Below are 19,823 nucleotides of genomic sequence, written 5' to 3' on the forward strand. Positions count from 1 at the left end.
GCCCGGCGGACAGCCGATCGCCGCGCAGCTCATGCGCCGCAACTGTTGCTGCGGCGGCATGCGCGTCGCCTACCTGTACTGGCTCGAACCGGCGAAGCCGGTGCGGCCAGGCCGGTCGATCGGTTCACTTCGCAGCGGTTTCGGCGAGGGTGTGGGCGACCAGGGCGTTGGCGTGGCCGTGGCCCAGCCCGTGCTCGTCCTTGAGCCAGGAGACGAGCTCCATGTGCTTGGTCAGGGGCGAGGAGCGGAGCAGGTCTTTCCACTCCGCGATCGGTCGGCCGTACTTCTTCTCGATCGACGGGAAGTAGGAGGCGGGTCCCTTCACGTTTGCGGTCATGTGTCGAGGTCCTTTCGGGGGCTGCTCTGTCGCTGTCTGCGGGGATGACCGGACGGTAGCGGTCAACTGATCGGTCGCCGGCGGTGATTCAGATCACAGGGTGATGTCGCGCGAGTGGGGCGCCCTCGCCCGCGGGGCGTGTAGGCGTGGAGGGCCATGGGCGAACGGCTTTCCTGCTTGCCTGCAGCGTCGCAGCCACATTGCGAGTTCCAGCTCCTGCCAGGGCGCGGCGCCCCAGGTGCACGCCGCGGAGGAACTCATCCTCGTGGCGGCGGCCCGGTGCCATGCAGGCACCGCTGGTTCCAGCGCGCCTTTGCGGCCCGGGGTAGGAGCCAACAGGTCCAGCGTGTCAGGGATTTGCCCAGGCGCTCGGGGCCTTGGTCAACGCGGACACGTCGGCGGGAAGTTGGGCCGATGCGACGTCGGCGAGCGACACGCCCTCAAGGATCTCGCGCACGTTGGAACGCAGCGCGATCCACAACGGGAGCAGCGACTCGGCGGGGCCGGTGTAGGACAGCTCCGGGGGGCGGACCCCGCGCACCGAGACCAGTGGTCCGTCCACGGTGCGGATGACGTCGGCGATGCTGATGGACTCGGCGGGCTTTGCCAGCCTGTAGCCGCCGTTGCCGCCGCGCTGGCTGAGTACGAGACCGCCCCGGCGCATGTCGTTCAGGATGCTTTCGAGGAATTTGTGCGGGATGTCCTGGGCGTCGGCGATGGCCTCGGCTTTCAGTGGCCCGTCATCCCGTGACGCGGCGAGCTGTAGCGCGGCACGTACGGCGTAGTCCGCTCTGGCTGAGATCCGCATGTGCACATTATCCCGTATGGCTTGGGTCGACATGTGCATAGGGCGGGCCGCAGGGCAAGGGCAGGCGACCCGGGCCCGGCAGCAGTGGGCTCAGGCCGCGGCGGGCATGCAGTGGGACGCGTCGTCGCCCTCGATGACGTGGCTGCGGGTGCCGTCGACGCCGGCGGGGACGTCGCCCGCGACGGTCACTCGGTGCAGCAGGCGCGGCAGGTCGCCGTAGTCGTCGGGGCGTAGTGCTGGGTGATGCGGTTGTCGGACAGGACGAGGTCGCCCAGCGTCCAGGCCACCCGCACGATGTTCTCCGGGGCGGGTGACATACGACTGGAAGATGCGCAGCAGGTCCCGTGAGTCGGAGGGGCCGAGGCCGACGATGCTCCGGGCGAAGCCGCCGACGCACAGGCCGCGCTCCCCGGGCACCGGGCCAGCCGCATCGCCTGCTGGGCAGCCGTGTCCGCCCGGTCGAGGCGGCAGTACATGAAGAGCCGAGCGGCATCGCAAGGTCACACAGGCAGGACGAACGGAGGGTGCGCACCATTGAGGAAATAGTCCCCGACATCACGGAGCCGGTGAGCTACGGGCTCATACAGGGTGTGGGTCCGGGCATTGCGCCAGAAGCGGTCGAAGCCCAGCCGCGAGGACGCGGAACGGGCGCCGATGATGTCGAGGGCGCGGGCGGTGGACTCCTGTGCAGCCCTGGAGGCGGCGGCTTCGGCCATGGCCACGAGGACGGAGATCTCCGCGTACTCGTCGTAGGTGAGGTCTTCGCCGCGTAGGAGCCCGCCGTGCACGGCTTCCTGGGCTTGATCGGTGAGCGCGGACGCGGCGCGGGTGAGGACGGTGAGTTCTCCGTAGGCCGTCAGTACCTGCGGGTCCTGGTGGGAGCCGACCGGCCAGTCCGGGTGCCAGGGTGAGTGGCCCGCCCTGCTGTAGTCACGGGCTTCGGCGAGCACTCCCTCAGCCATGCCGAGGCGGAGCTGGACGGAGAGGAGACGCCCGACCGGCGATGCCAGACCGGCCAGGGGCGACAGGACATCCTCGTCCGCGGACAAGGAGCCGAGTACGTCGTCGGCGGCGATCGGTACACCGTCGAACTCCACGCTCCCGCCGGCCGCGAGCCGCTGGCCGAAAGTGTCGGCGTCACCGTCGATCCCTACGCCGTGATGGGCGGGATCGACGACGAGGGCGATTGGTTCGCCGGTGTCGGCCCGTACGGCCCGCACGGCGAGGCGGTCGGCGACCAGGACCCCGGTGGCGTAGCTCTGCCGACCGTCGAGCGCAAAGCCACCGGCAGCCCTGGCCAGTGTCAGAGGCGGTTCCTGACGGGCGAGACCACCGCCCCAGCACCACTGCTGCGCCGCGGACTGCTGCTCGACCTGTGCGGCGAGAGTCGGCTCGGTGAAGAACCAGGGGCTCCACGACAGGAAGAAGTGACAGCTGAGCAGTTGACCGATCGCGCCGTCGGCGGCGGCGATCTCCCGGACGACGGCGTAGGCCGTGGGCCAGTCCGCGCCGCCTCCTCCGAGCTCGGCCGGTACGAGGAGCGTCAGCAGTCCCGATTCGCGCAGCCGGGACACCTCGTCGAGCGGGGCCTTGCCTGCCTGCTCCCTGGCCACCGCGTCCGTGGCGAGGTCCTCCGCCGCCTCGCGGGCCACGCGCAGCCAGTGCGCGCGGCCGGGCCCGGTCCGGTCGGATTCCGCGGCGGGGCCGGACGGCGCAATGGCAACGCCCATGGTAGTGGTCTCCTCAAGATCGGTGGCAAGGTGCCGTGTTGGGGCTCTCGTGCTGGTCGGGCACGTACTTGTAGCCCACGCGCCGTACGGTGACGATCCGGTGCCGGTGATTCGTGCCCAGCTTGCGGCGTAGCCGCGCGATGTGGACGTCCACGGTGCGGCCGTCGCCGATGTGGTCGTAGCCCCAGATGCCGGCTATCAACTGCTCGCGCGAATGCACCTGGTGAGGCTGGTGTACGAGGTGGGCCAGCAGCCCGAACTCCAGGTAGGTGAGGTCCAGTTCGCGTCCGTCCATCTCTGCGACATGTCGCGCGGCATCGATGCGGACGGCACCGCCTCCCGTCTGCTGTACGGGAGGTGAGTCCGTGGGGGCGACCGGTCGGATCTCCGGTCGTGTCACGTCCTCGGCGAAGCCGACCTGTGCGGTGTGGTCCACGAGGCGGAGATGGTGCATATCGGGGAGTGGCGAATCCGATGGAGTGGCCTGCGCCGGAAGTGCCGTGGTCATGGCGGTCGTCCTTCAGGGGTACGTCGGGCCATCAGGCGCAGTGGGTGGGTCCGCCTGATTACCCGGGATGAGAGAGAAGGAGCGGAGTGGCACGCGCAAGGTGTGAGCCGCGTGCCCTACACGCGACAGCAGGCGGCGCTGACGACGTGACCAAAGTCGACATGCCGACGACGAACGAGTCGTTGCTGCGTGTGGGACATGTACATCATCCTGCGCACCCGCTGGGCGGGCCGTCAATACTTTCCTAGTAAATCGATAGGAAATATAGGGAACACGGTCGGTGGGTGGGCTCACTGGTCACCCCCGACCGCTGGGCGGGTCCTCGGGCGCGGTCGCGCTCTCCAGCCAGGCGCGAAGCGCGGCCAGACGGACCCTGAGCCTCTGCAGAGGCGTGAGCGGCAACGCGCGGGCGGAGCATACGCGTAATGACGCTCGACGTAGAACTGTCCCGCGCTGAGCACGGTCGCGACGGCGATGTACCAGAGAGTGGCGACCATCAGCAGCGGGATGACCTGGTAGGTCTGGTTGTGGACCAGTTGCACCGAGTACAGCAGGTCGTGCACTGCCGGCACGCTGACGATGCTGGTGCCCTTCAGATTGCCGATCAGCATGTTCCCCGCGGTCGGGACGATGGAGCGCATGGCCTGCGGGGTGACGATCCGGCGCAGCCGTCTGCCGGGTGGGGCCGAGCAGGTTGACCGTCTTGACGGTCACGAACTGAGGCCCGAAGGGGAGGCCGAGCGTCGGGTAGAGGGCGACGATGTTGAACCAGAACAGCAGCTGCTCCAGCAGCGGGGTGGACCGGAAGATCCACACATAGCCCCAACTCGGCGTTCGCAGCACCGAGTTGGCAGACAAGCGCATCACGGCCAACGGGATGCCGAGCAGGAAGCCGAGCATCACCACCACGCCGGTCAGTCACAGGGTGAGGTGCAGCCCGTCGAGCACGGCGGCGGTGGTGAAGTACCGGCCGACCACGTCCCACTGGAAGGCGTGGTTGCAAACGACGGAGTTGACCACCATCGCCAGGACCAGCAGCGCCGCGTCAGCCGGCGGCCGACATGCCGGGGGCACGATCCGTGGCAGATCGCCGTCGTGGCCTGGGCTGCTGGAGTCTTTGAGGTGTCCTGGGGGCCGGACGGCCGCGGAGTCGCGGGGAGAAGCAGTGGTGTCGTATGACGAGACCATCGTGTGAGACGCCGGGCCGGACACGGGAAGGCCCTCTTGACGTGACACGAAGGCCGCCTGACACTCCAGAGCAGAGATTCCTGGTGAATAGGTAGGAAACGATGGAGCGTCTGGAGCCGTCCGCCAACCGCGCCATGCGCGCGGGCCGGTCGACTCTTCTCCTGACCTCCCGCCGCCACATCGATCTCCTGCGTGTCTGCAGCGCGGCGAGCCCTCTGCGCTGAGCCGGCGGTGCCCACCGGCACCGTATCCCCGCCGCGTCGGGTACGCGCCGACGCCGCCGCGCGCCCATCACCCCACGTGCGCCGCCTGCCGCACCTCTGAGAACCAGAAGCCGGACCCGGACCCAGGGAGACACATGCCCGCCGCACCCCTGCCCACCCTGCCGTCCCTCCCCTCCCCGCCGTCGTTCCGCAGCAGGATCGGCTGTGACGCGAGCGGCGGCTACTACGCCGTGTCGCGCCGCTACCGCCTCCACCTCTCGCTGTCCTGCCCCTACTGTTTGCGGATCGCCATCACACACAGCCTGCTAGGTCTGGAAGAGACCCTCCCGGTAGTTCTGCTGCCGGCAGTTCCCGACAGGCCCGACGGCGGACACTCCGCCCTGCGCCCGTTGTACGAGGCCAGTGCGCACCGGCATCCCGGCCCAGCTGCCGCACCGGTGTTGAGCGACACCTGGACGGGACGGATCGTCAGCACGCACACCCCGGACATCCTCCGGGACCTGGCCCGGCGCTTCGGCGCCGACGGCTCTGCCCGGCCCGCCCCTCACCCGCACGGCACGGAGTCGGAGATCGAGGCCGTCGAACACCTCTGCGTCTGCATCAACGAAGCCGCACAGCAGGTCGGGCAAGCCGAAGCCGACCCCGCGGCGCGCGATCGAGCCCTCATCTCCATGCTCCGTGTCCTGGGCTCACTGGAGTGGCGGCTCGCCCATTCCGACTTCGTCCTGGGCGACGAAATGACCCCCGCCGACGTGCAGTTGTGGGTGACCCTGGTCCAGCTCGACACCGTGCACCGCCTGCACCTGGACGCCGCTGCGGTCCACCGCATCGCCGACCATCCGCATCTGTGGGCCTACGCACGGCGACTGGCCGCCCACCCCGCCTTCGGCCCGCACCTCGACCTGGACGGCATCGCCCGCAGGCACCATGCCAACTGCCAAGGACTGGAGGCCGCAGGGGCGGCGGTGCAGATCCTGGACTGGGCGGTCCACATCGCGGACGAGTCCGCTCAGCCCTCCCAGGAGGGTCCGGACGGTTTCACGGAACCGCAATACGCTCTCCACCTACGTCCGTCAAGCTCCGCCTAGCCTGCAACGACATGGGGCCTGCCATGCCGGAGCACAGCAGGTCCCATTCCGAGCAGGACAAGCGGCCGGAAGAGCGGAGATGACGGTGTTGTTCCCCGTTTCCCGCGTACTCGTCCCGGGCTGTCGGGTTCTCGTCGCGCGCGGCTGCGTCCGCCTGTACTCCCGGCCCCACATCGATCTGCAACGGGTGTGCGGCGCCCTCTGTTGTTCCTGATCTGTTCCCCGCCGTCGAGCCCTCCTCGGGAGGGCTGGTGATCACATACGGTCGACCAGGAAGGCACCCTCCTCGTGTCCGCACCTCCCCCTCTTCACCTTGCCGTGGCGCTGGACGGCACCGGCTGGCACCCGGCCGCATGGCGTGAGCCGGGCGCCCGGCCCCACGAAATGTTCACCGCCGACTACTGGGCCGGCCTCGTGATCGAGGCCGAACGCGGCCTGCTCGACTTCGTGACGTTCGAGGACGCGCTCGGGTTGCAGTCCTCGCACCTCACGGAGCCGGACGGGCGCACCGACCAAGTGCGGGGCAGGCTGGACGCCGCGCTGATCGCCGCCCGGCTCGCACCGCTGACCCGGCACATCGGGCTGGTGCCGACCGTGGTCGCCACCCACACCGAGCCGTTCCACATCTCCAAGGCGATCGCCACCCTGGACTACGTCAGCACCGGCCGCGCGGGCCTGCGCGTCCAGGTGACGGCACGGCAGAACGAGGCTGCGCACTTCGGCCGCCGTACCTTCCCACCCCTCCGTGTCGAGGACCGGGACACCCCGGCCGGCAGGGATCTGATCACCGAGCTCTTCGAAGAGGCCGCCCACTACGTCGAGGTGGTGCGCCGCCTGTGGGACAGCTGGGAGGACGATGCGGAGATCCGCGACGTCGCCACCGGGCGTTTCATCGACCGCGACAAGTTGCACTACATCGACTTCGAGAGCAGGCACTTCAGCGTCCAAGGACCCTCGATCACTCCCCGGCCGCCGCAGGGACAGCCCGTCGTCAGCGCGCTCGCGCACAAGAGCGTGCCGTATCAACTGGTGGGCCGTTCGGCCGACATCGGCTACGTCACCCCGCACGACACCGACCAGGCCCGCGCCGTCGTCGCCGAGATTCGTGCCGCCCAGGCCGCGGCAGGGCGGGCCGAGGAGCCGCTGCACATCTTCGGTGACCTAGTGGTGTTCCTGGACGGCGATCCCGCGGCGGCGGAGGACCGCAAGGCCCGTTTGGACGGCCTGGCCGGCTACCCGTACACGAGCGACGCCGAGGTGTTCACGGGTACGCCCGGGCAGCTGGCGGACCTGTTGCTGGAGCGGCGCCTGGCCGGCCTGAGCGGCTTCCGACTGCGCCCAGGCGTGATCGGCCACGACCTGGAGCAGGTCACCCGGCGCCTGGTGCCCGAACTCCAACGCCGAGGCGCCTTCCGGCACACCTACGAGGCGGACACGCTGCGCGGGCTGCTCGGGCTCGCCCGCCCCGCCAACCGTTACGCCGCTGCCTGAAGCCGGAGGAGCCGTACGACCATGAGCAAACCGATCAAGGGCACACCGGCCTCCAGCAAGGCGACCACGGGAAAGCCCCTGAAGCAGATCCACCTCGCGGCCCACTTCCCCGGCGTCAACAACACCACCGTGTGGAGCGACCCACGGGCGGGCAGCCACATCGAGTTCAGCTCGTTCGCTCACTTCGCACGGACCGCCGAACGCGCCAAGTTCGACTTCCTGTTCCTCGCCGAGGGACTGCGACTGCGCGAGCAGGGCGGCCACATCTACGACTTGGACGTGGTGGGGCGGCCCGACACCTTCACCGTCCTGTCCGCGCTCGCCGCCGTCACGGAGCGTCTCGGTCTGACCGGCACCATCAACTCCACCTTCAACGAGCCCTACGAGGTGGCCCGCCAGTTCGCCGGCCTGGACCATCTGTCGGGCGGACGCGCCGGCTGGAACGTCGTCACCTCCTGGGACGCCTTCACCGGCGAGAACTTCCGGCGCGGCGGCTTCCTCCCGCAGGACCAGCGCTACTCCAGGGCCAAGGAGTTCCTGGCCACGGCCACCGAGTTGTTCGACTCCTGGCACGGCGACGAAATCGTCGCAGACCGGGAATCCGGCATCTTCCTGAAGGACGCGCAAGCCGGAGCCTTCGTCCATCGAGGACAGCACTTCGACATCGCCGGCCGGTTCAACGTCCCACGCAGCCCGCAGGGCCGCCCGGTGATCTTCCAGGCCGGCGACTCCGACGAGGGGCGTGAGTTCGCCGCCTCCAGCGCCGACGCCATCTTCAGCCGGCACAGCACCCTGGAGGCGGGCCGGGAGTTCTACGCCGACGTCAAGGGGCGCCTGGCCCGGCACGGCCGAACGCACGACCAGCTGTTGATCCTTCCCGCGGCGACCTTTGTACTCGGCGACACCGACGCCGAGGCGCAGGAGCTGGCCCGTGAGGTACGGCGCCAACAGGTCAGCGGCCAGACCGCGATCAAGTACCTCGAACACGTCTGGAACCGGGACCTGTCCGGCTACGACCCGGACGGCCCGCTCCCCGACATCGCCCCGGAGCCCGGCGAGAACACCATCGCCCGCGGCCGGGCCAGCGTGCGCATGTTCCGCGACCCGCTCGCCGTCGCCCGCCAATGGCGCGAGCGCGCCGCCGCAGAGAACCTGTCGATCCGCGAACTGGTCATCGAGACCACCGGCCGTCAGTCGTTCATCGGTTCCCCGGCCACCGTCGCCGAGAGGATCAACGCCTTCGTCCAGGCGGACGCCGCCGACGGCTTCATCCTGGTCCCGCACATCACCCCCGGCGGTCTGGACGAGTTCGCCGACATCGTCGTACCGCTGCTCCAGGAACGCGGTGTGTTCCGCCACGACTACACGGGCACCACGCTCCGCGACCACCTCGGCCTGGCACACCCCGACGCCCGCGCGGAGCCGGAGACCGGTCGGGCGGCGTCGTGAAGTTCCTGGCCATCACCCTCATCGTGCACGCCTGTGCCCGAGTCCGTAACCGCGTCCGCGTCCGCATCGGCACCCGCGCCCACCGACCGCTGAGGAGCAACACCCGATCATGTCCGGCATCCCTCTCGGGGTCCTCGACCTCGTCCCGATCTCGTCCGGTTCCACCGCCGCAGAGGCGCTGCGCAACACCATCGACCTCGCCCAGCAGACCGAGCGTTTCGGCTACACGCGCTACTGGTTCGCCGAGCACCACCTCAACGCGGGCGTGGCCGGGGCTTCTCCCGCCGTCGTACTGGCCCTGACCGCCTCCGCGACCTCCACGATCAGGATCGGCTCCGGGGCCGTACAGCTCGGTCACCGCACCGCCCTTTCCACCGTGGAGGAGTTCGGGCTGATCGACGCCCTGCACCCCGGGCGACTCGACCTGGGCCTCGGCCGCTCGGGCGGACGTCCCCCCGGACAGCCGGCAGGGCCCCCGACCACCACGACCCCCGTCGTCGACGGGCGTGCCCCCAACGGGCTGAAGATCCCGCCACGCTTCTCCCACGAGCACCTGATCGGTTCACCCCGCTTCCTGCTCCAGCAGCAGCTCCTGCGCCAGCCTGGCGCCGGCCCCCAGGACTACGGTGAACAGGTCGACGACATCCTCGCGCTCTTGCGTGGCGACCACCGCTCCGCGGACGGGATCGAAGCACACGCCGTCCCCGGTGAGGGCGCCGACGTGCAGGTATGGATCCTCGGCAGCAGCGGCGGACAGAGTGCCGACGTCGCGGGCCGCAACGGCCTGCGCTTCGCCGCCAATTACCACGTCAGCCCGGCCACCGTACTGGAGGCAGCCGAGGGTTACCGCGCCGCGTTCCAGCCGTCCGACCACCTCGACAAGCCCTACGTCAGCGTCTCCGCAGACGTCGTCGTCGCCGAGGACGACGCGACCGCCCGCGAACTGGCCACCGGCTACGGCCTGTGGGTCCGCAGCATCCGCACCGCCGAGGGCGCCATCCCTTTCCCGACCCCGCAGCAGGCCCGCGCCCACGCCTGGACCCAAGCGGACCGGGCACTGGTCGCCGACCGCGTCGACACCCAGTTCGTCGGCTCCCCGGGGCGCGTCGCCGACCAACTCGAACAACTCCACGAAGCCACCGGCGCCGACGAGCTGATCATCACCACCATCACCCACGACCACGCCGACCGGGTGCGCTCCTACCAACTTCTCGCAGAAGAGTGGCAACGCCGATGAGCCGGTCGCGGCCCCGTTCTGCCCGTACAGCTGAGCGTGTCGGCCTGCCCATTCCGCACCGCCGTGAGCCGGGACACAGTGAACTGTCCGCCTGGAAAGCGGAACACAACACCTCCCACCGCCAGGCCCGCGTGCGCGTCACGCGTCCGCAGGCGTGGTCAGGCGCGCCGGCGTCCGGCACCGTACGTGCGATGGGCAGCCTGTGGTCCCAAGGCAGTGTCTCGGTCGGCGTGGAACTCACATGCCGTGATCTGGGCCGTGTACCTCGCGGGTCTGTTGTCCCGGTCCGGTGGGCAAGTACTCCAGCCGGACGGGCCCAGGCTAGAAGGCCGCGCTGTTCCAACCGGCCATCTCCTCGCCGATCAAATACCGGTACACCCACTCAGCGAAGGTCATGGGGTGGCCAGTCCACTCACCCTCTGCCCCCTGAACCACCACCCTGTGTCAGAAGCCGTCTCCCTGTGGATCGACTTGTGTCGAGCGTTTGACACAAGATCCCGATGAGGGCATCTTGTACCCACCACTTGATACAAGATGATCTGGGGGGATCTCCATATGCTCGACACCGCCCCGCTCCAGTCGCGGTTCCTTGACCACGCCGACCACTACGCCCGCTGGTCCGGTCTGGCCATCGGCATCGTGGCCGCACAGCAGTTGGTCACGATGGAGAGCGGCGACATCACGATGCCCCTCGTGTTCGCCATCACCGCTTTCGGCCTGTGCGCGGTGGGCGGTGTACTGCTCGGCGACGCCCTGACCCTGCGTCCCCAGGAAGCGGTACGCACCGCGAGTCTCGCCCCTCGCCTGATCCGAGACCAAGTGCCACCCCGTATGGCGCCCCTGCTTCTTCTGCAGGCGGCGTCCCTCGTCACCCTCCTGGTGATCGGTGCGGTCACAGCCTCCTCCGACCCCGACCGGACAGGAAGTGCGGGGCGCGTCATCACCGTCACCTGCGAAGGGATACGCGCATCCCTCGGCCCCTGGCCCGGCCTGTACTACAGCGGCCCGATGTTCGCCGCCCTCGCGATCGCAACCCCCGTCTGCGTCTGGGCCCTGCGCCGTATCGCCCATGGCCCGGGCGACGACCAGCAGCGCCGCGACCGCGCGTGGGCGATCACCGGAGCCTGGGGGCTGCTGGTGTCGAGCCAGGTGCTGCTCGTCGTTGTGATGATCTTCGTCGCGCTCACGGAGAATGCCTGCGCCGGCCCGCTGGGCGCCGCCACCCTCGTGGTGATCTGCCCCCTGGGCCTGCTGAGCCTGTTCGCATTCGGATGGTCCCTGGTCACCGTGGTGGCACCCCGGGCGGTCGACGACGAGGCGGCCGGCGATGGGACCCTCGACGATGAGTGACCCCGCCGTCCACGTCGACACCACCAGCCAGGTACCGCCCTACGAGCAGATCCGCTCCCAGCTGGCCGCGCTGATCCGCACCGGCCGGCTGGCCGAGGGCGAGCGCCTGCCGACCGTGCGCCAGCTCGCCGTCGACCTCGGTCTGGCGCCGGGCACCGTGGCCCGCGCCTACCGCGAGCTGGAGGCCGCCGAGCTGATCCGCACCCGCCGTGGCGCGGGCACCCGGGTGGCGACGCTCCCGTCCGAGCCGCACGTGCACGATGCCGAGCAACTCACCACTCTGGCCCGGGACTTCACCTCCGCCGCCCGAGCGCTCGGCGCCGACACCGAGGACATCCTGACCGCCGTCCGTGACGCCTTGGACCCGGGGCCCGACTCCTCGTCGGCCACCGCCGACAGAGGAGCCGGTGGCCCCAAGGCGGCCGAGGCGTCGGCGCAAGTCACAGGCGGGAGCTGACCCGCTTCTGCCACTCCGCCGACCTCACTCTTACCTGCCATCACGTGCCGCCCCTGCGCGGCCTCGACGAACCGGAACTCCACCGGCAACTCGCCGACACCGTCCTTTCACCACGGTCACGAGCCTGCCGCTCGGGCCCGCACCCCCGGCACCCACCGCTGCATCCGAACCTGCCAGGGCCTGAAGGGAAGTCGACGGTATGACCACCGGGACGTCACAACTTCCCCACAGCGGACGGTTGGACGCGCACATACCCAGGTCCGCACTTCACGAACATCAGGCGTTTGATCATACTGTCCAGGGGCTGTGTCCTTCTCGGTCAGCGGCTGTGCGTCGCCGGTTCTTCCGCGCCGTACACCGGGGTTGGAGGCGAAGTCCGGCGGGGCGTCCGGCCGTGGCCGAACCGCAGGGACCCCGCCCCGGCAGGCCAGGGATCGGACGGGGGCGTCGCCACTCCTCGGCCGTTCGCAAAGGACAAGGAGTACGGCCCTCATGCCAGAACACAACACGGCGTCGCCGGACGCGGGTGCCGAACGGCTGGTCGCCGGTCGTTACCGCTTGCTGTCGGTTCTCGGCGAGGGCGGTATGGGCACCGTGTGGCGCGCCCGCGACGAGATACTGCACCGCGAGGTCGCCGTCAAGGAGGTACGCGCTCCCGTCGGACTGGCCGTAGCGCAGGTCGAGCGGATGTACACGCGCTTGGAGCGGGAGGCTTGGGCGGCGGCGCGCATCAGTGCTCGCGGTGTGGTGACCGTCCACGACGTCGCCACCGACGACGGCCGGCCCTGGATCGTCATGGAGTTCGTCCGCGGCCGGTCGCTGGCCGACGTGATCGGTTCCCAGGGTGCCCTCACGCCGCGGGAGGCCGCGCGCGTAGGTGCCGAGGTGCTGGCTGCGCTGCGGGCGGCGCATGGCGCCGGAGTGCTGCACCGCGACGTGAAACCCGCCAACGTACTGCTCGCAGACGATGGCAGGGTGGTGCTCACCGACTTCGGCATCGCCACTGTTGAGGGGGATTCCGCGCTGACGATGACCGGCGAGGTCGTCGGCTCTCCCGAGTATGTGGCGCCGGAGCGGGCACTGGGCCAGAGCCCCGGCCCCGCGTCGGACCTGTGGTCCCTCGGAGCGTTGCTCTACACGGCCGTCCAGGGCCGTTCGCCCTTCCGCCGGACCACCCCACTGGGCACCCTGCGCGCCGTCGTCGACGACGAGTTGCCCCCGCCGCATCGGGCCGGGCCCCTCCTGTCCGTCATCGAAGGCCTGATGCGCAAGGACCCCGACGATCGGATGTCGGCCGAACAGGCCGAGCAGGAGCTGCGCCTGGCTGGTGCTGACGGCGCCTCAGGCGCCGGCACGGCCACGCCGTCCGCCCCGCTGCCCGCAGCGGCCATCGAAGAGCTGCCCACCGCCGAGTCCCCGCTCGGGGAGACCGCAGCTACGGTCACGGCCACGGTCGCGGCGCCGACCGTGTTGGCGTCATCCTCTGCCCCGGAAGACGTTACGGACGCCAGGGACATGGCGGCGACAGTCGACGTCCCCACAGCACAGGAACCTGCGGCTTCCGGGGCGCCGGCGAACACCGTCTCCGCCCCCACCTCCGCCCCACCGGAAGCGGGGACGGCGGCCGCAGCCGACGTATCCACGGCCACGGTCGACGTACCCACGGCCGCGGCATACCCCAACGCCCCCACCGCCCAGGCACAGCCCCCGCTTCCCGGTGCCGTACCTGCGGCCAACGCCGAGACGGCCGCCGTGGCGGCCCGCTCATCCGTCGACGCCGCCTCCCCGCCCACCGCGGCCGGCCCCGCCGTCCCCGGCGTCCCCGCTTCTCCCGCCCCGCCGCGTCCCGCGCCGGGGGCCGCCTCGTCTTCGGGCATCGCCGAGCCGCCCACCGAATGGGCAGGCCCGGTATCAGGGCCCGAACCCACGGCCGTTTCTGCGGTGCTCGCCTCGCCGGGGGCGCTCGAGATCGAGGGCGCCGAAGCGTCCGGTCACGGCCCCACGAGGCAGAGACGGCGCGTCGGGTACCTGACCGCGGCGGGGGCTGTCGTGCTCGCGCTGCTCGTAGGCGGTCTGGGCTATGTGCTCGGCGGCGGCGACGGTGAGGGCCGCAAGGGCACCAGTTCGCCCACGGGGCAGGCGCAGGCCACTGCCTCCGGTACGGCGAACAGCGGGTCGGATCACACCGCCGAGCAGCCCGTCTCGGTCACCGTGACCGGGGGCGCGACCACGTACGTCGGAGACTGCCCCCCGGCGGACTCGCAGGCCCCCTGGTTCACCGCGACCTTCACGGTGTCCGAGTTGCCCTTCCAGTTCTCGTACCGGTGGGTCTCGACGAACGGGTCCGTGATCGACCGGCAGTGGCGGACGCTGGCCTTCCCGGAAGACGGCCCCCGCACCCATCAGGAGACGGTGCGGCTGTCGACGTACGCGCAGACCGGAACGCTCCGCAGCCGGATGGCCGTGGAGATCCGCTCACCGTTCGAGGCGGTGTCCAACTCGGTGCCGTTCTCGGTGACATGCGCCTCGACGACGGGCGGCTAGCAGACCGGGCGTCAAGGCCGGTGCCACGCACCCGAGTCATTCCCGCGCATCCGCCATACTTCAACTGGTACGAGTTGGACCGCTGCCGGGCCGACTCGGACATTACCGGTCAAGTGGGCCTCGCTGGACCGGAGTTCTGTGGGAGTGGCGTACGGCTCTCACCCTCGTAGCGGATCAACCGCAGGGTGCGGTTCCTCTGCCCGCACCCGAGACTTTCGCAAGGAGTTTCTGTGTCGTCGGTCATCGTGGGACGCACGGGTCCCTTCGCCGGTCAGAGCGTGGTTCTGGGCAGCGCTCCGCTGCGATTCGGACGCAAGAGCGACAACGACGTGATCATCGTCAGCGTCAGCGCCTCCCGTCTGCACACCGAGATCGTGACGGAGGACGGCGCGTTCGTCCTCTACGACCGCAGCAAGAACGGAACCTTCGTAAACGACCAGCGCGTCACGCGCCACGTGCTCGTGCCCGGCGACTCCATACGCATCGGCGACGAGACCTTCCTGTTCGAGACGCAGGAGGCCGTGGAGACGGTCATGGACCTTTCCCAGCTCGACCTGCCCCGCGCCAATGCCTCGGCGAACCCGGGCGAGCTGCGGGTCACGGTGACCGGAGGAGGCCCGGTCGGCCTCGCCTTCGCTCTGCTGCTGGAGAACGCCCTGTCGGGGAAGGCGTCCATCACCGTCTACGACGGCCGGTGGATCAGAAACGGCTCCACCGTGGTCTGGAAGGACGAGACCCAGGGCAACGTCCGCCGCCAGCAGGTCGTCACCGTCCAGAGCCGTCAGTACCTCGCGCTCACCGAGGAGATGCAGTCGGCGCTGTTCGACGCGGGCGGATTCTCCGAGATGTGGCCCCTGGGACCGGACTCCGTGGACGGCCGCCCGCCCCGCAACATCCGGATCGCCTACATCGAGGACAAGCTGCTGGAACTGGCCAACACCAAGTCCGCGATCCGCCTGGTGCCGAAGCGATTCGATCCCTCGGAGCAGCAGCACCGGCTCTCCCAGGAACATGTCCTGGTGATCAGCGAGGGCGGCCGGTCGCGCACCCGAGAGCACTTCGGGGACCGTTTCGGCGCGGCCGACTCCACGATCTACTCCCTCGACGGGGAGCACCTTCAGGACCTGGTGCTGGGACTGCGGGTCAAGTCCCAGCTCTCGGACCCCATGAGCGTCCTGCTGACGGTGGCGCAGAACCGGTTCCTGCTCAACTCGCTGCGTGGCGAGGGGTTCCTCAACATGAGGCTGACCCGGGAGGAGGCCGGCAACGTGATCGGCATCGACCCGGTCCGGCAGGTCTTCGAGGAGTGCGTGGCGGCCCGGCCCTGCCTGATGAGCCGGCACGAGGACAACGAGTTCGTCTGCCCGACCCATGGGACCTTGTTCCTGCCCGCCCTGCTGCGCAGCTCGCCGCTGTGGAAGCAGATCCAGGAGGGCCTGAGGTTGTTCGGCGTGGCAGCGGACGATCTCAGCGCCATCACCTCGTTCCGGCTGGACATGGTGCAGCGCCCCCGGTTCACGGCCCAGCTCAGCCGCCCTACCGCCACGAGCCCCGGAACCTACGGCTTCCTGCTGGGCGACGCGGCCAACGCCATCCACTTCTGGCCCGGGCGGGGTCTCAACAGTGGCCTCGCCTCGGCTGTTTCCCTCGCCCGCTCCCTCAGCCGGGTCTGGCAGGGCCGTCCGCTGCGCGACGCCGACTTCATCCGGCACGAGGCGGCGATGTCCATGCTCCAGTACCGGCACAAGAGCCGGGCCTGGAACGCCATGGTCACCACCGACGAACGAGGCGTGACTCGTGCCATCAAGGACATCATCGCCGACAGCATGGAAGGGGACCGGGCCGTCGCCGAACCCGGCGCCGAGCGGTCCGATCTGGACCTCTTGCTGGACCGGATGCGCGCGATCCGCGAGCGCCTCGCCCCCCGCCTCCCCGGAATGCCCAGCGACGAAGAACTGCGCAGCCACCTGTCCACCCTGGCTCCGTCGACCGTGCGGGCCCTGCAGGAGAGCGGCGCCTGGGACACGCTGATCGTCGGCGGCGAGGAGGCCGACATCGACATCTTCTACCAGTCGGACGCCCCGGTCTTCGTCGGCCGCCCCATCGATCCGCGCATCGTCGGCGAGGCGGCAGGACCGCGGCAGCCGGGAGCTCTCGACCCGGCGTGATGCGGACACTCCGCCCCTGAGGTCGAAGTTCACATGCTCTCCCGCTGTCAGAAGAAGGGGGGCCCGGCTGCAGCCGGGCCCCCCTTCCACGGGATCAGGCGCCGATTCCGGGATGAAGAAATCGCGGGAAACCGACCGAAGAACTGCAGCAGCTGCCTCCATGGTGTGCAAGAGGGCACGCATACGATCGAGGCATGAACGCGTGGAAAAGGAGCCTGGACGCAGCGGGGATCCGGGAGCCGGAGTTGCGAAGGGACTACGACGCTCAGCGCCGGCTGGTGTCGCGCTTCCGTCGTTCCTCATACCTGGCAGCTCAGCTGCTGCTACCGCGGCCGATGCTGCCCCATGCGGTCGCGGCGACAGCCGTGATGCACCACGGGGACAACCTTCTGGACAGCGGTCCTGAGTCGCAGCGAGCCGCAAGGTGGGCGTCTTGGGAACAGCAGATGCGTGAGGTGCTGGACACAGGAGTGAGCGGTGATCCGCTGCTCCGCACGCTGGCTCACACCATTGCAGCCCACCCGCGGCTTCGAAGGCCCGTACAGGACTATCTGTCCACCGCAACTGCTGAGCTGGAGTTCACCGGATTCCTCGACGAGGCGGACTACCAGGCTTATGTGGATGCATATTCACTGCCTGCGTTCATGCTGGTTGGCGCCCTTCTGGGGCCGGGGGCCGACGACGGGCCGTACCGGACGGCGTGCCGGGCGTTCATCGACGGCAGCCAGCGGATGGACTTCGTCAACGACATTGCCGAGGACCTGCGGGAGGGACGGCTGGGCATCCCCGCGAAGAGTCTGGAACGCTTCTCCGTCAAGCTGGAAGACATGGCGGCAGGTCGCGAAGTCCCGGGTGTGCGTGAGCTGGTGCGCCATGAAGTCAGGCAGGCGCGTACGACGTTGGAGGCGGCCAGGGAACTGCCCTTCCTGGCTCCGGTTCCCTACCGCCCACTGATGGGCGCGCTGGTCGAGGTCGAGCTGCTGACCGCTGATGCCGTGCTGGCGCGTGGTGCCAAGTTGCTGCGCGGCTCGGCGAGGCCGGCGCTGGTGAGGACGCTACGGGTGCTGCTGAGCGCTCGCCGAAGGGTTCGCAAGGGGGCTGACGGCTGTGCTGTCAGCCCGATGCCGTCGTCGTCACCCTCGGCAGTCATCAGGCGAGAGACGCAAACCCGCGCGGGCCGCGGCGGCCCGTGAGGTTGCTCGGAAGGGTTCAGCGCCTGCAGCGCGCTCGCCGGCCCGTCGACCACGGTCTCGTCATGGACGATCGATTCCTCGCGCAGCCGGCTACGGAACTGCTCGCCGAACTCCGCAGTCCTGTCCAGGTGTCCCACAGGGTGAAACCACGCAGGGTCGGATGCTTGCCCAGGACGCTCAGCAGATCGTCGGGGCCGTCGCCCGGTGGGCCGCGCGCTGCCGGTTGAGGGCTCCGCAGACAGCGATGCGCCTGTGCACGTTCATGACCGGACTCACTACGGTCTGGTCTCTGTCTGGAGAGTCAGCGATTGCGCAGGGTCCGCCGGCACAGCGACTGCGCATCACCCCCGGATTCCGGCGTTTCCGCGCGACTTAGTGGGTCGATGCCCGGTCCGCTCAAGGCCTCGCCCTGAAGGACTGGATCCAGTGCGAGTCGACGACGATCCCCGGAAACACGAAACGGCCCCCGCGTCCGAAGACGACGAGGCAGGCGTGTGGGCGGGGAGCCTGAACTGAATCGGACCGAGCACCTGGTCACGGCAGCACAGAGAAATGAGTACGCGGACTCAGGACCTCAGGCTCCCCTTGGCGCGAGGATGAAAATCGCCTCGCCGCCCCGACCCCAGGAGTCCTGTGCTCAGTCGCATCGCCGCCGACCTCGTCGCCTCCCTCGGCCGCCTGACGACGTCTGCTGAACTGACCACCGTCCCAGCCACCGGCATCCTCGTCGCCAACCACACGTCTCTGGCGGATCCGGCAATCGTGCTCGCCGCCTTGCATCGTATGGACGTCGAACCGGTCATCCTGGCCACCGCCGGTCTGTGGCGCATCCCCGTCCTGCGGTATCTCCTGGACCGCGAAGGCCATGTTCCCGTCCACCGCGGCACCACCCACGCAGCCGACGCCCTGGACAAGGCTGCGGCAGCACTCGACGCCGGACGCCTGGTGCTCATCTACGGCGAGGGGCGCCTGCCTCGTCGCACGGACGCCGCCGAGGCCGCTCCCGACTCATTTCGCAGCGGCCCAGCACGCCTCGCTGCCGCCTCCGGCGCCCCCATCATTCCGATCGGCCAGGCCGGAGCCCGCCGGGTCACCTCCGGCAGCCCTGCCAAGCAGGTCGCAGGGCTCCTCACGGCCCACGTCCGTCGTCCTCGCCTGCATGTGCACGTCGGCGCTCCGATCGAGCTGCCTTCGGGAACAGCCGCCGCGACCGCGGCCGCCCATCATGCCGTCACCGCCGCCTGGCGCACCGCTGCGCAGCGCCTGGGTGAGCCTGCAGCGCTTGCGGCCTGATCAAACTGAGCGGTTCGGCACTTGTGGTGCTTGCCGACGTGATCGGGGCGATCGGCCAGGACGTCCCCTCACCGGGCTGCCGACGGGTCACGAGGGGAGTCACAACCGGAGCGAGACAGCGGTCATCGTTCCGTGACTTCGACAAGTACCGCCGCCTGCTGTGGAAGCGCGGCATCAAACCTATGATCGCCTGGCGCGGCGTCACCCACGGCTCCGGGCTGGGCAAGGTCCGCTGGGTGGTCGAGCGCGTCAAACGGCTCCGCATCCGCTACGAACGACGCGCCGACCTCCATCAGGGCCTGCTCGAACTCGCCTGCAGCCTCATCTGCCTCCGCCGCCTGCGCACCTCATCCTGAGACAAACGCCGATCCATGCGGTCTCAGAGCACATGCGGCCAGGCCGGTAGAGGCAGAGGTGAACAGATCAGCGGACCCGAGCTACCACGGCGTGGCTGTAGCGGTTGGCCAAAGCATGCCCTCGGGGCGGAGGAGGTGGCGCATCGTCACGTCCTACTCCTCCGGCTCCCACGCGCGAAGCACTGCAACACCACGAACCCCAGGCCCACGCCCGGCCTGCTCCAGCCGAGTGCAGGTGGGAGCGGCTTCAGCTTTGCGGCGAATACGGGGCCGGCGGCTCAACCGGCGCCGGTGTTTGGCCCTGGTTGGGCTGGTCCTTGGGCTGGTCGTTGTCCTTCTTTGTGTCGTCGTCCTTGGGCTGGTCCTTGGGCTGGTCGTTGTCCTTCTTTGTGTCGTCGTCCT

General features: G+C 69.5%; 16 protein-coding genes and 4 pseudogenes. 14 read left to right on the forward strand and 6 right to left on the reverse strand.

Annotation, left to right across the window (positions count from 1 at the left end; all coding sequences use genetic code 11):
- Positions 1–124: 124 nt before the first annotated feature.
- The 6 genes and pseudogenes from ABZ208_RS30360 to ABZ208_RS30385 form a co-directional block, all read right to left on the reverse strand.
- Positions 125–337, reverse strand: coding sequence for a DUF4287 domain-containing protein (locus tag ABZ208_RS30360; RefSeq protein WP_356912655.1), 213 nt, complete (start codon positions 335–337; stop codon positions 125–127).
- 349 nt (positions 338–686) lie between these two features.
- On the reverse strand, positions 687–1,145 hold the full coding sequence (locus ABZ208_RS30365) for an Rrf2 family transcriptional regulator (RefSeq protein ID WP_356912656.1): 459 nt from the start codon (positions 1,143–1,145) through the stop codon (positions 687–689).
- Positions 1,146–1,235: 90 nt separating this feature from the next.
- Positions 1,236–1,565, reverse strand: a pseudogene (locus ABZ208_RS30370) (TauD/TfdA family dioxygenase); the annotation flags it as partial.
- An 80-nt stretch (positions 1,566–1,645) separates the two neighbouring features.
- Positions 1,646–2,875 carry an acyl-CoA dehydrogenase family protein gene (locus ABZ208_RS30375; protein ID WP_356912657.1) on the reverse strand — a complete coding sequence of 410 codons (1,230 nt, stop codon included), beginning with the start codon at positions 2,873–2,875 and terminating at the stop codon, positions 1,646–1,648.
- Positions 2,876–2,888: 13 nt separating this feature from the next.
- Positions 2,889–3,383: a winged helix-turn-helix domain-containing protein gene (locus ABZ208_RS30380; RefSeq protein ID WP_356912658.1), complete on the reverse strand. Its 495-nt coding sequence runs from the start codon at positions 3,381–3,383 to the stop codon at positions 2,889–2,891.
- Between the two features lie 297 nt (positions 3,384–3,680).
- Positions 3,681–4,421: pseudogene (locus tag ABZ208_RS30385) on the reverse strand (ABC transporter permease subunit); the annotation flags it as partial.
- Between the two features lie 251 nt (positions 4,422–4,672).
- Between ABZ208_RS30385 and ABZ208_RS30390 the strand changes: the two are divergent.
- From ABZ208_RS30390 to ABZ208_RS30455, 14 genes and pseudogenes are all read left to right on the forward strand, one after another.
- Complete coding sequence (locus tag ABZ208_RS30390; RefSeq protein ID WP_356912659.1) at positions 4,673–4,795, forward strand: hypothetical protein; 123 nt, start codon at positions 4,673–4,675, stop codon at positions 4,793–4,795.
- Between the two features lie 134 nt (positions 4,796–4,929).
- Complete coding sequence (locus tag ABZ208_RS30395; RefSeq protein ID WP_356912660.1) at positions 4,930–5,883, forward strand: glutathione S-transferase C-terminal domain-containing protein; 954 nt, start codon at positions 4,930–4,932, stop codon at positions 5,881–5,883.
- Between the two features lie 79 nt (positions 5,884–5,962).
- Positions 5,963–6,097, forward strand: coding sequence for a putative leader peptide (locus ABZ208_RS30400; protein ID WP_356912661.1), 135 nt, complete (start codon positions 5,963–5,965; stop codon positions 6,095–6,097).
- A 74-nt stretch (positions 6,098–6,171) separates the two neighbouring features.
- Positions 6,172–7,374 carry an LLM class flavin-dependent oxidoreductase gene (locus ABZ208_RS30405; RefSeq protein ID WP_356912662.1) on the forward strand — a complete coding sequence of 401 codons (1,203 nt, stop codon included), beginning with the start codon at positions 6,172–6,174 and terminating at the stop codon, positions 7,372–7,374.
- A 21-nt stretch (positions 7,375–7,395) separates the two neighbouring features.
- The gene (locus ABZ208_RS30410; RefSeq protein ID WP_356912663.1) at positions 7,396–8,823 is read left to right on the forward strand and encodes an NtaA/DmoA family FMN-dependent monooxygenase; all 1,428 of its coding nucleotides are present in this window, start codon (positions 7,396–7,398) and stop codon (positions 8,821–8,823) included.
- 109 nt (positions 8,824–8,932) lie between these two features.
- A complete protein-coding gene (locus ABZ208_RS30415) occupies positions 8,933–10,060 on the forward strand; it encodes an MsnO8 family LLM class oxidoreductase (RefSeq protein ID WP_356912664.1) in 1,128 nt (375 codons plus the stop codon).
- Between the two features lie 41 nt (positions 10,061–10,101).
- A pseudogene (locus ABZ208_RS30420) lies at positions 10,102–10,200 on the forward strand (IS5/IS1182 family transposase); the annotation flags it as partial.
- Positions 10,201–10,615: 415 nt separating this feature from the next.
- Positions 10,616–11,410, forward strand: coding sequence for a hypothetical protein (locus tag ABZ208_RS30425; protein WP_356912665.1), 795 nt, complete (start codon positions 10,616–10,618; stop codon positions 11,408–11,410).
- Positions 11,403–11,867 (forward strand): GntR family transcriptional regulator, encoded by a 465-nt coding sequence (locus ABZ208_RS30430; protein ID WP_356912666.1) that lies wholly within the window; start codon positions 11,403–11,405, stop codon positions 11,865–11,867. The genes ABZ208_RS30425 and ABZ208_RS30430 overlap by 8 nt, the downstream gene beginning before the upstream one ends.
- Before the next feature lie 492 nt (positions 11,868–12,359).
- Positions 12,360–14,411, forward strand: coding sequence for a protein kinase (locus ABZ208_RS30435; RefSeq protein ID WP_356912667.1), 2,052 nt, complete (start codon positions 12,360–12,362; stop codon positions 14,409–14,411).
- Positions 14,412–14,641: 230 nt separating this feature from the next.
- On the forward strand, positions 14,642–16,579 hold the full coding sequence (locus tag ABZ208_RS30440) for an FHA domain-containing protein (RefSeq protein WP_356912668.1): 1,938 nt from the start codon (positions 14,642–14,644) through the stop codon (positions 16,577–16,579).
- 194 nt (positions 16,580–16,773) lie between these two features.
- A complete protein-coding gene (locus ABZ208_RS30445; protein WP_356912669.1) occupies positions 16,774–17,772 on the forward strand; it encodes a squalene/phytoene synthase family protein in 999 nt (332 codons plus the stop codon).
- A gap of 633 nt (positions 17,773–18,405) precedes the next feature.
- Positions 18,406–19,065, forward strand: coding sequence for a lysophospholipid acyltransferase family protein (locus tag ABZ208_RS30450; protein WP_356912670.1), 660 nt, complete (start codon positions 18,406–18,408; stop codon positions 19,063–19,065).
- Positions 19,066–19,199: 134 nt separating this feature from the next.
- Positions 19,200–19,421 (forward strand): annotated as a pseudogene (locus ABZ208_RS30455) (IS5/IS1182 family transposase); the annotation flags it as partial.
- Positions 19,422–19,823: the final 402 nt, after the last annotated feature.

The sequence above is a fragment of the Streptomyces sp. NPDC006208 genome, from assembly GCF_040613775.1.
In the GTDB taxonomy this organism is placed as follows: domain Bacteria; phylum Actinomycetota; class Actinomycetes; order Streptomycetales; family Streptomycetaceae; genus Streptomyces.